The organism is Clostridium sp. AF34-10BH, from assembly GCF_003478095.1.
GTDB lineage: Bacteria > Bacillota > Clostridia > Lachnospirales > Lachnospiraceae > Acetatifactor > Acetatifactor acetigignens.
Window position 1 is genome coordinate 73559 of record NZ_QUEC01000016.1, and the last position, 11346, is coordinate 84904.

Annotated in this window: 9 protein-coding genes and 1 other RNA gene; 7 read left to right on the forward strand and 3 right to left on the reverse strand. The window is 47.8% G+C overall.

The window, feature by feature from the left end:
• Positions 1-89: 89 nt before the first annotated feature.
• Together DWZ61_RS11655 and DWZ61_RS11660 are read left to right on the forward strand one after the other, a co-directional pair.
• Positions 90-1178, forward strand: coding sequence for a helix-turn-helix domain-containing protein (locus tag DWZ61_RS11655; protein ID WP_118538634.1), 1089 nt, complete (start codon positions 90-92; stop codon positions 1176-1178).
• A gap of 50 nt (positions 1179-1228) precedes the next feature.
• A complete protein-coding gene (locus DWZ61_RS11660) occupies positions 1229-2206 on the forward strand; it encodes a DUF6128 domain-containing protein (RefSeq protein ID WP_118538623.1) in 978 nt (325 codons plus the stop codon).
• Between the two features lie 5 nt (positions 2207-2211).
• Here DWZ61_RS11660 and DWZ61_RS11665 read toward each other — a convergent pair whose 3' ends face one another.
• On the reverse strand, positions 2212-3201 hold the full coding sequence (locus tag DWZ61_RS11665; RefSeq protein WP_347475437.1) for a radical SAM protein: 990 nt from the start codon (positions 3199-3201) through the stop codon (positions 2212-2214).
• 55 nt (positions 3202-3256) lie between these two features.
• Positions 3257-3425, reverse strand: an RNA gene (ffs, locus tag DWZ61_RS11670) — signal recognition particle sRNA large type.
• 122 nt (positions 3426-3547) lie between these two features.
• Between ffs and DWZ61_RS11675 the strand changes: the two genes are divergently transcribed.
• A complete protein-coding gene (locus DWZ61_RS11675; protein ID WP_118538624.1) occupies positions 3548-5137 on the forward strand; it encodes a hypothetical protein in 1590 nt (529 codons plus the stop codon).
• Positions 5138-5158: 21 nt separating this feature from the next.
• Complete coding sequence (locus DWZ61_RS11680; RefSeq protein WP_118538626.1) at positions 5159-6757, forward strand: hypothetical protein; 1599 nt, start codon at positions 5159-5161, stop codon at positions 6755-6757.
• On the opposite strand, the gene tadA is transcribed toward DWZ61_RS11680, so the two are convergent.
• The gene (gene tadA, locus DWZ61_RS11685) at positions 6740-7252 is read right to left on the reverse strand and encodes a tRNA adenosine(34) deaminase TadA (protein ID WP_118504215.1); all 513 of its coding nucleotides are present in this window, start codon (positions 7250-7252) and stop codon (positions 6740-6742) included. The genes DWZ61_RS11680 and tadA overlap by 18 nt on opposite strands.
• A gap of 224 nt (positions 7253-7476) precedes the next feature.
• Here tadA and DWZ61_RS11690 point away from each other — a divergent pair, with 224 nt between their 5' ends.
• The 3 genes from DWZ61_RS11690 to DWZ61_RS11700 all read left to right on the forward strand — a co-directional run bounded on the left by DWZ61_RS11690 (position 7477) and on the right by DWZ61_RS11700 (position 11279).
• On the forward strand, positions 7477-8466 hold the full coding sequence (locus DWZ61_RS11690) for a LacI family DNA-binding transcriptional regulator (RefSeq protein ID WP_022312642.1): 990 nt from the start codon (positions 7477-7479) through the stop codon (positions 8464-8466).
• A gap of 220 nt (positions 8467-8686) precedes the next feature.
• The gene (locus DWZ61_RS11695; RefSeq protein WP_147354714.1) at positions 8687-8947 is read left to right on the forward strand and encodes a hypothetical protein; all 261 of its coding nucleotides are present in this window, start codon (positions 8687-8689) and stop codon (positions 8945-8947) included.
• A gap of 61 nt (positions 8948-9008) precedes the next feature.
• The gene (locus tag DWZ61_RS11700) at positions 9009-11279 is read left to right on the forward strand and encodes a glycogen/starch/alpha-glucan phosphorylase (protein WP_118538630.1); all 2271 of its coding nucleotides are present in this window, start codon (positions 9009-9011) and stop codon (positions 11277-11279) included.
• Positions 11280-11346 lie beyond the last annotated feature (67 nt).

The following is an 11346-nucleotide window of genomic DNA, read 5'->3' on the forward strand; positions in this document are numbered from 1 at the left end:
AGTCCGGAATGCGAAGAGACGTTGCGAAATCGAGAACGCGAAGAGCGAAGAATTCGATATAGATTATGCTACAGAAAGGCGTGGACAATATGATTACAGGCCAGATTATACAGACAAGCATTGATGAATTAAAAGCAATCACTAAGGTAGACCTCGGAGTCTATGATCTGAACGGATCCGAAGTGGCATCTACCATGGAAAAGGATGACATAACCACAGATCTGATCACAGGCTTTGCGGCTTCTCCGGCGGATAGCCAGGTGATCGGAGTACATCACCTTCTGAAGATCCGTGACGAAGGGGATCTTTTATATGTACTGGTGGCACGGGGAATGACGGATGACGTATATATGGTGGGTAAGATTGCTGTCAGTCAGATCCAGAATCTTGTCATTGCCTACAAGGAACGGTTTGACCGGAATAATTTCTTTCAGAACCTGTTGTTGGATAATCTGTTGCTGGTAGATATTTACAATCGGGCGAAGAAACTTCATGTGGAAGTCAGCTGTCCCAGAGCCGTATATCTCATTGAGACCAAGGATGAGAAAGATGGCATTGTATCTGAAGTGCTGAAGGGCATGTTTTCCCCGCAGGCGGGAGATTATGTAACAGCGGTGGATGAGTCCAGCCTGATCCTGATTAAATCTGTTGAGAGCACCACCACACCTGAGACACTGCATGAACTGGCCGAGACTATTGTAGCCATGATGAATGCGGAGGCTCTTCTGGATGTGAAGGTGGCATATGGCACCGTGGTACAGGAATTGAAGGACGTATCCAAGTCCTACAAGGAAGCCAAGATGGCACTGGATGTAGGCAAGATCTTCTACGTAGAGAAAAAGGTGATCGCCTACAGCACGTTGGGAATCGGACGTCTGATCTATCAGCTGCCGGTGAATCTGTGCAAGATCTTTATTGAGGAGATCTTCGGTGACAATGTACCCATGGATCTGGATGAAGAGACCCTGAACACCCTGAACAAGTTCTTCGAAAACAATCTGAATGTGTCGGAGACTTCCAGACAGTTGTTCGTGCATCGTAATACGCTGGTATATCGTATTGAGAAGATTCAGAAGAGCACCGGCCTGGATCTGCGGAGCTTTGATGATGCACTGACTTTCAAGATCGCATTGATGGTCGTAAATTATATGAAATATCTGGACAGCCAGGAATATTAAGGACAACCCCTCGCATAAAGTTAGATAGAAACTTTATACGGGGGGATTTTATGTCATATCGGAAACAGATCAGCTATTTGGAATTACAGGAAAACGGGCAACGGATCCGGGGAGCCGGGTATGCAAAGCTGGAAAGCTGGGAAAAGGAAGAGATTCTGATGGTGCAGCTGAGAGGACAGGGGATCGTGTCTGGCAAGGAGATGATGCTGCTGTATCTGCAGCGGGAAAGCGGAGAAGAACTGTTATGTGAAATGACGGCAGAACGGGGGACCATTTCCTGTGAAAAAAGAATTTCCAGAAAAGCGGATTGGGAGCCGACACTGGGGATACGCATTCCCCTGGAACGTAATTTTGAGATCATAGGGCGGTTTGCAGGAGCGGCTGGTGCGAAGAAAGTACCTGCGCCTGTGACTGCGATTGCACCGGTTACGGTGGGGGAAATCGAAGGACAGGGGCAAGGTGGAAACCAGCCGGAGCAGGCAAAGCGGCCGATACAGACAGAACAGCAGGAAGCCCAAAATAGGGAGATGCAGCGGGAGCGGGTGCAGGAGCAAGGCAGGCAAGCCCGTGAACAGACCGAAAAAGTGGCAGAAACCGTAGTCGCAAACGAAAAAATGGTCAGTGGATCGGAAGCCCGGAGCTCGAAAAAAACTCCCACGGAACACACTCTCCACATGAAAGACACCAAATGGGAGCAATTAAGCAGTATCTACCCCCACATCCATCCCTTCCGGGATGCCAGAGAATTTCTTTCCGTGGGTCCGGAGGATTTCGTTGTGTTGCGGGAGCGTTGCTATCAGATGACCCACAACAGTTTTTTGTTGCATGGCTATTATAATTACAGACATTTATTATTAATGCGTCAGGAAGTCTCTGGGGAAGTGAAATATTACATAGGAGTCCCGGGTAATTTTTATGAAAGAGAAAAACAGGTAGCCAGAATGTTTGGCTTTGAAAGTTTTGAAGGAACCAGAGAACCGGCATGGGAAGGGGATTTCGGATATTATCTGATCGCAGTGGAACTGTGAGAGAATCACAGTCCCCGCTCGTCAAATTCCGGAATAAAGCTTTCACAGGCGGCACTTCCCTCTTGCCGGAAGCCCTGTTCAATGCCGATTCGCTCCGCAAAGCGCAGCACCCGGTCATATTCCTCCGGTGTCACTGTGCGATTGAGTGCTTCAATATCTGCCACCTGCGGAAGAGGTGTATATTGATTCATAATGCTAATATAGATATGATCCCCGTAGGTCTCATGGAGATACCGCAGGATCTTCTTGGAGTCTTTCGCTTGTCCCGGCAGGAGCAGATGGCGTACGATCATCCCCCGCTGCATCAGCCCGGTGTCGGGATCCATGACCGGATCTAAGACCTGCCGGTACATTTCCGCAATGGCAGCGCAGGCAATCTCAAAATAGTCCGGGGCATGCGAATACGCAGCGGAAAGCTCCGGAGAAAAATATTTCAGATCCGGCAGATAGATATCCACCAGACCATCCAGATGGCGTAAAGCCTCCGGAGATTCGTAACTGCCGGTATTGTATACAATGGGGATGGACAGTCCCTGATTTTTGGCCTGCTGTAAGGCAATGACGATCTGGGGAAGAAAATGTGTGGGAGTAACAAGATTGATATTGTTAGCACCCTGTTCCTGTAATTGTAGAAAGATTTTCACCAGATGTTCGGGAGTGATGACTCGTCCGGCTTTCCCCAGAGCGATGTTATGGTTCTGGCAGAAGACACAGCGCAGGTTGCATCCGGAGAAAAAGACGGTACCGGAACCGGAAGTACCGGAGATACAGGGCTCCTCCCAATAATGCAGAGAGGCTCTGGCAGCCATAATATCTGCCGTCTGGCCACAATATCCCACGCCACCATCCAGGCGATCGGCATGACAGGCCCTGGGACACAGGATGCAGTCGGACATGATTTTCCGGAACCATGCGGCATCTTGGGGAGGCAGGTCGCCGGAAACGGATGCTATGCTGTTGGAAACCGAAAAAGGGGATGACATATCGTCTGACACAATCTATAACCTCTTAACTGACTTATCCATGAATTCACAGAACACTTTAAATATCAAAACCGCACATGCCGGACCAGGATAACAGCTCCACCCAGTTTCCTCACGGCACATGGAAGGTTCTACTTAGTGCTGCTTTGTTCCCAACCTGACACGGTTCGTAGATTCCCATTGCGTAAGACCGAGTTTCATCACTATTCCCATGATACCGGACATGTACGGCCTTTTTAGTGTATCCTGTTCCCCGGTTTTTGTCAAGCCTCTTTGCCTTGAAGGAAACAGGGAAGAGTGTTATAATTAAAATAATATGTAATTTTGTCGAAAGATAGTTGCCTACGGAGAAGGATCCATGAGAAACAAGCGAAAAAGTATATCCCTGCTGGGATGGATAATAGGTGCACTTTTACTGATATATCTGGGAGTATTTTGCTACCTGAATCTGTGTAAATATGCACAACATGTGGATTCGGATATTGCCGCAGAGGCTTTGCTGGCCCGGGAGATCTGGGTGGAGAAGGATATTACACCCAACGACTGGATCTCCAGCACGGAGAGACGGATCATTGGGATGCCTACGGTTGCAGCCGTATTTTACGGTATCACCGGCAGCATGCAGACGGCGGCGGGGATTACCTGCGTTCTATTGGGTGCGATTTTGCTGGGGATATTTTATTTTTTTCTGAGAAAATTATCTTTGAGCAGACCGGCATCAATTACGGCATTGCTGGTATTGTGTGCGCTGCCAATCAACGGTTTTCGCAATGAGGGGCAGATGGTTCCTTTTGTAGCGCTGCTTTTATTCCTATTTGCAGAGTATTATGTGTTTCATGGCATTTTTCTGTTTTTTAATATCCTGTTTTACCTGAAATTAAAAGAAAACCGGCAGATGACCCGGAAGACCTTTCTGGAGTGGCTGGTATTGTTTGTTGCCGCAGTTTTGCTGAACTGTGGAGGACAGAGATGTCTGCAGGTCATCATCCTGCCACTGCTTGTAGTGGAAGTGATCGCTTTATTCATGGAATCCGGACATCTCCGGCAGAAGCTGCCCGGTGGACGTTATCTTGCCACAGCCTATGTGGGAAGTCTTGTACTTGCTTTTCTGGTATCCTGTCTGTACGGCGGCAGAGGAGATTATGCAGTCTATCTGCTGCAGCCGGGAGAGGCAGTAGAGAAACTGCTTCTTGGGGTTCCGGCAGCCCTGTTGGAGAACTTCGGACTGGTGGGAAATGCAAAGGTAGGGAGCTTTGCTTCTCTGATGCAGCTTCTTGTCTGGGTGTTCCTGATCCTGTTGGGGTATGGACTCTGGTATGTGTTCCGGAAAAATACAGAGAGCACAGACAGACAAAAAGATGCACTGACAATTCTCCTTGCTTCTGTGGGAGTCACAGCATTTATCATCGGGATCACCAGCGCGGAGGCGGCCCATTATTACTTTTTCATGGCATGGTTCGCAGCAGCTGTTCTGGTAGCGGTGATGGTGGATCATATGTCGGAAGGACAGCCGGTGTTCGCTGGTCTGATCTTAACGGCCGTAGCGCTGTTCGCGGTGCTGAATCTGAAATACACCTACTGTGAAGCGGCCACCACACAGGATAACCTGAAGGAATATCAGGAAGTGGCGGATTATCTGACAGAAGCGGGAATCGACTACGGATATGCAGAATTCTGGGATGCCGAACGGATCTGTCTGATCACGGACGGCCGGGTGACGATGGGACATTCCTATACCATGGCCAGTCTTTCCGGATACTGGTGGCTCACCAGTACGAAATGGTATCCCCCGACGCTGCCCACGGAAATGCGGACCGCTTACGTCGTACGGACAGAAATGCGTGAAGCCTTTGAACAGCAATTTCCGGAAGGGGAAGCACCGATACTGGAATATGAGAATGAAAAGCTGGCAGTATATGTCGGTGACAGAAATTATGTGGAACTATAAGATAAAAATGAGGGAACATTAATGGAAAAAATATACCGTATTCTGTTGGGAATATTTCTTGTCTGTCTGATTCCCATTCTTTTGGTCCTGAGTTACTGGTCCTGTCGGTATTCTTATTACGGAACGGTGGATTACAGCATCAGAAATCTCCTGATAAAAGACAGTACCTGGAAACATTTTGTTATTTTCCTGCTGACATCTGTCCTTGTTTATGAGGGAGATAAATGGCTGAATGCTCAAAATCAGGAAAAACAGGAAAAAATCTGCATCTATACATTGTTGGCAACCAGTGTTACTGCGTTTCTGCTGGGAAGTATCTACGTTCTCAACAATCCCTATTATCCGGTAGGAGATCAGATCAGCGCCACGGCATTTGCAGCATATTGCCGGGATGGCAACTTCATTATGTTGTGCTCCGGAGGCTATGTCGGGATGTATCAACAGCAAAAAGGGCTGGGAATATTGTATGAGATATTGTTTGCCCTGTTTGGAAATTTCAATTATACTCCGGCAAAAATCCTGCATGTAATATGGTGGGTACTGGCGATTCTGGCAGGATACGGTTTCCTGAAACTGAATACAGACAGAGCCATATTTAGAATCGTATATTGTATTATGATGTTGGGCTGTATTCCTTTTTTGCTGTATTTACCGTATATTTACGGGGACGTGCTCAGTATCAGCTTTGGAATGGTAATGTTCTGGGCGGTGTCTGCTTATGAACATTATGAGAAGAAGAGGTATATTGCGTTGGCGGCATGTGTGGCAGGGATTGCTGTGCTTGCCCGGAAAAATACATGGATCATACTCATTGGAGTGGGAATTTATGCAGTTCTGGTCTGCCTGAAGAAAAAGAAGGGACAATATCTGCTGGCAGGGTTTGCAATTCTTCTGACGGCAGCACTGACGGTGAAAGCGGTAGATGTAATGTATGAATACCGTTCCGGATATCCCAGTGACATTGGCATTCCGAGCATTCTCTGGATTGCGATGGGATTACAGGAGACGGATGGCATGGCCGGGGTGTACAATCGCTATCAGCAAACCACGTTTGCAGAACATGATTTTCAACAGGAGCCTGCCGCACAGGAAGGAAAGGAATATATTCGAGAACGATTGCGGGAGTTCCGGGAGAATCCGGCTATGGCCAGAGATTTCTTTAAGAGAAAACTGGAAGATCAATGGATCGAACCGCTGTTTTCCAGCCTCAAGGCAACAGAGTCGTTTGATACGGATGGAGAACCGCTGTCCTCCGGGATTACCAGTCTGTACTATGGGAACATACATGAAACCGTATGGAAGCTGGCCAATTATTACCAGAGTATCGTATACTTGGCAGGACTTGTACTTGGAATTGCTTTGTGCGGAAGATGGTGGCAAAAAAAAGAAATTCCGACAGCATTGTGGCTGCCGTTGATTGGCATAGTAGGTGGCTTCCTGTTCAGTATCATCTGGGAAGCGCAGAGCAGATATGTATTTCCGTACTATGTATTTTTGATCCTCTTTGTGCCGATGGGACTTTATGAAACGGGAAGAGCGATTTCCCGATTACCGAAGCATAGAAGAAAAACAACCGAGCAGAACCAGACACAGGAAGAAAGCTTACGAGAGATCGCCTGATGCCCTTCTGGCAGCTTTCTCCTGTTTGTTCCGGATGCGGAGCTCTTCAAAAAAAGTCTTCAGCATCTGGCTGCATTCCGTTTCCAGAATGCCCCGGGTAACCTTCACCTGATGGTTAAACTGGGGCATTTCCAGTATATTTAGGATCGAACCTGCACATCCCGCCTTGGGATTCATGCAGCCCATCACTACTTCAGGGATACGGGCCTGCACAATGGCACCGGCGCACATCTGGCAGGGTTCCAGGGTCACATAGAGCGTGCATTCTTCCAGACGCCAGTCGCCGATCACTTTGCTGGCTTTGTTGATCGCTGTGATCTCTGCGTGCGCCAATGTATTCTTGTCTGTATTTCTCCGGTTGTAACCACGACCGATGATCTTACCTTCATGTACAATGACACAGCCGATGGGGACTTCCCCCAGGGCATAGGCTTTTTTTGCCTGCTTCAGAGCTTCCTTCATATATTTTTCTTCCACACTTTTGATTACTGCCATGGTATCTGTAGCCTTTCTGGCGCATGCGCTGTCCGATTTATTCTGCCTTGGAAAACCTTTTCCAAAAAATCACACTATATTTCGTAAATGCTGTACATTGACGAAACTACCGTTAACTTATAGTATAGAGAATATATGAGTAAACGTCAAATGGAACGAGACCGCATTTTGCTGCGGTAACGGAGAGCAACGGGCGCAGGAACTGCGACCGGAACGGGGGATTTATGGTATCGATCAAAGAAGTTGCAAAACATGCCGGAGTGGCTATTTCCACAGTATCCAAGGTCTTAAATGGCTATCCTAATGTCAGTGAAGAGACGAAGAAAAAGGTACAGGACGCCATCAAGGAGTTGAATTATATTCCGAATTCCATTGCCGCGGCGCTTTCCTCCAAGCAGTTTGGAAGAATCGCGCTGGTGCTGGATCCCAATAGACAGACCCAGGCCATTGACCAGATCTTCATGCAGTATCTGGTAGGGGCACTGGATAAGGCCAAGGAACTGAACGTGGAAGTCGTGACGATCTTTCCGTCCATGATCGCGGGGATGACGGCGGAAGAGATCACAAGATCTTTTCTGTCCCAGAGTATTTCCGGCGTGGTGATCTATGGCATGTCTAAGGAGGACAAGGTGCTGCAGAAGCTGATCCGGGAGAAACAGTTTGCCTGTGTGGTAGTGGATGCGCCGATTGTCAATTCCAGGACTACATCCATCAGCATTGATCAGGAACAGGCCCAGTATGATGTGGCGAAGAAGACCGTGCTGGATGACAACTGTAAACGAGTGCTCTACATTGCGGGCAGAAGAGACGGTTATGTCACGGATCAGAGATTGAAGGGGATGAAGCGTCTGGTGAAGGATCTGGATCTGACCATGATGGTCAGACAGGGAGACTTCAGTGAGTTGACGGCAAGAAACGTGGCATTGAAATATGCGAAGAATAAGGATGTGGTGGTCTGCGCTTCCGATCTGATGGCCATAGGTGCCATGAATGCATTGATCGATATGGATATTTTCCGTCCGGTGTGCGGCTTCGATGGTATCACCCTGATGGGATATGTCGGCAAGCAGATGAATACCATAAGGCAGGACTTCTACAGCATCTCCAGCAGAGCCGTGGAAGAGGTACACCAGCTGATGAACGGCGGGGAAGGGCATCAGGTAATCATGCCCCACAGTATCGTGAAAATGTACTATAAGGACATTATCTGTTAAGCTATTTTGCACAAAAAATCAGGAAAATTAAAGAAAAGGTTGCGGAAAACGTTTTCCTATGCTATCCTGTGTATTGTAAGAGAACGACATACACAAAATCTCAGTATTGCGAGGGTATGAAAAGCCGGAAAGTGCAGGAAATACCCAAGACGCAGCGGGAAAAAAGGGTATAGAGGCCGAAAAGTGCGGGAAATACCCAGGGCGCAGCGGCAGAAAGGCTATGGAGGCCAAAAAGGGTAGGAAATACCCGGGGCGCAGCGGGAAAAAGGGTATAGAGGCCGAAAAGTGCAGAAAATACCCGGGGCGCAGCGGGAAAAAGGGTATAGAGGCCGAAAAGTGCAGGAAATACCCGGGCGTAGCGGCAGGAAGGGTATGGAGGCCGAAAAGGATAGGAAATACCCAAGGCACACCTGAGACAAGGGGATGGGATACCAAAAATAAGTATAGTACCCAGACAAAGAAAAAGAATATGAAAAAATGAGTGTGGCACGGTACATTCATTTTGGCAAAAATAAAACTATCGTGCAGAAATGGAGTTTGAAATGAATTTAGAGCAGACTTTAAATGAGATCACCGGCAAATTATATGGCAAGAATATCGGTGCCTGCACCGATGCACAGCTGTACACCGGAGTATTGCAGCTGACCAAAGAGAAGATGGCACAGACTCCCGCCATTACAGGAGACAAGAAGGTATATTATATTTCCATGGAGTTCCTGATCGGTAAGCTGTTATCCAACAATCTGATCAATTTAGGCATCTATGAGGAGCTGAGCGATATCCTGAAGAAAAACGGCAAAACCATCGCAGACATCGAAGAGGCAGAACCCGAACCTTCTCTGGGTAACGGGGGCTTAGGCAGACTGGCAGCCTGCTTCCTGGATTCCATCGCTACCCTGGGACTTCCCGGGGACGGTATCGGTCTGAATTACCACTTCGGATTGTTCAAGCAGGTATTCAAGGATCACCTGCAGAACGCCGAGAAGAATGACTGGATCCAGAAGGATTCCTGGCTGAACAATACCGGCACAAAATTCGAAGTATCTTTCGGTGACCGCAAGGTGACTTCCGTACTTTATGATATTGATGTCGTAGGTTATGAGAATGGACTGAACAAGCTGCATTTATTTGATGTAGAGACCGTAGACGAGAGTCTGGTAAAGAAGGGCATCACTTTTGATAAGAAAGCTATTGAGAAGAACCTGACCCTGTTCCTGTATCCTGATGATTCCGATGAGGCAGGTAATCTGCTGCGTATCTATCAGGAATACTTCATGGTATGCAACGGTGCCCAGCTGATCCTGAAGGAAGTAAAGGAAAAGGGTTATGATCTGCATACTATGCCTGAGCATGTAGCGATCCAGATCAACGATACCCATCCTACCATGGTTATCCCCGAGCTGATCCGCATTCTCACCACAGAGGAAGGTTTCACTATGGATGAAGCTATCGACGTAGTAAGCCACACCTGTGCTTATACGAACCACACCATTCTGGCAGAAGCTCTGGAGAAATGGCCTCTGGCTTATATCGAGGAAGTAGTGCCTCAGCTGGTTCCCATCATCAAGGAGCTGAGTGACCGTGTGGCAAAGAAATATAAGGACGAAAAAGTTCAGATCATTGACAAGGACAAGAGAGTGCACATGGCACATATCGACATCCACTATGGCTATAGTGTCAACGGCGTGGCAGCGATCCATACCGAGATCCTGAAGCAGAGCGAACTCAATCATTTTTACAAGATCTATCCCGAGAAGTTCAACAACAAGACCAACGGTATTACCTTCCGCAGATGGTTGCTGTCCTGCAACCATGAGCTGGCTGCCTTCCTGACCCAGACCATTGGCGACGGCTACAAGAAGGATGCGGATGAATTACAGAAGCTGTTAGAGCATAAGGACGATCAGGCCGTACTGGATGCCATCTACGACATCAAGAAGACCAAGAAGGCAGAACTGGTATCCTATATCAAGGAGAAGGAGGGCGTGGAGCTGAATCCCGATTCCATCTTCGATATTCAGGTAAAGCGTCTGCATGAGTATAAGCGTCAGCAGATGAATGCACTGTATATCATTCACAAATATCTGGAGATCAAGGGCGGCAGGAAGCCTTCTACTCCACTGACCTTTATCTTCGGTGCAAAGGCTGCGCCTGCGTATGTGATTGCTCAGGATATCATCCATCTCCTGCTGGTAATGTCCGACATTATCAATAACGATCCTGAAGTCAGCCCTTACATGAAGCTTGTTATGGTAGAGAACTATAACGTAAGCTATGCCGAGAAGCTGATCCCTGCCTGCGATATCTCCGAGCAGATCTCCCTGGCATCCAAGGAGGCATCCGGAACCGGTAACATGAAGTTCATGTTAAACGGTGCCGTAACACTGGGTACCAGTGACGGTGCAAACGTAGAGATCCATGAGCTGGTAGGCGATGACAATATCTACATCTTCGGTAAGGACAGCGACACTGTGATCAAGCATTACGAGAAGGCAGATTATGTCTCTAAGGACTACTACAAGAAGAGCCCTGTGATCAAAGAGGCTGTAGACTTCATCGTCAGCAAAGAAGTGCTCAAGGTCGGCAAAAAGGAGAACCTGGAGCGTCTGTACAACGAGCTGCTGAACAAAGACTGGTTCATGACCCTGCTTGACTTAGAGGACTACATCAAGGTAAAGGATCAGGCATTTGCTGATTACGAGGATCAGCAGAAGTGGAAGAAGATGATGTTAGTGAACATCGCCAAGGCCGGATTCTTCTCCTCCGACAGAACTATTGCAGAGTACAACAGAGATATCTGGAAGCTGAAATAAATGGAAAGTTAGCCTAGCTACGAGCCATGCAAAAATAGAACGGAATACCTCGGTGGGAGCTTGCTCA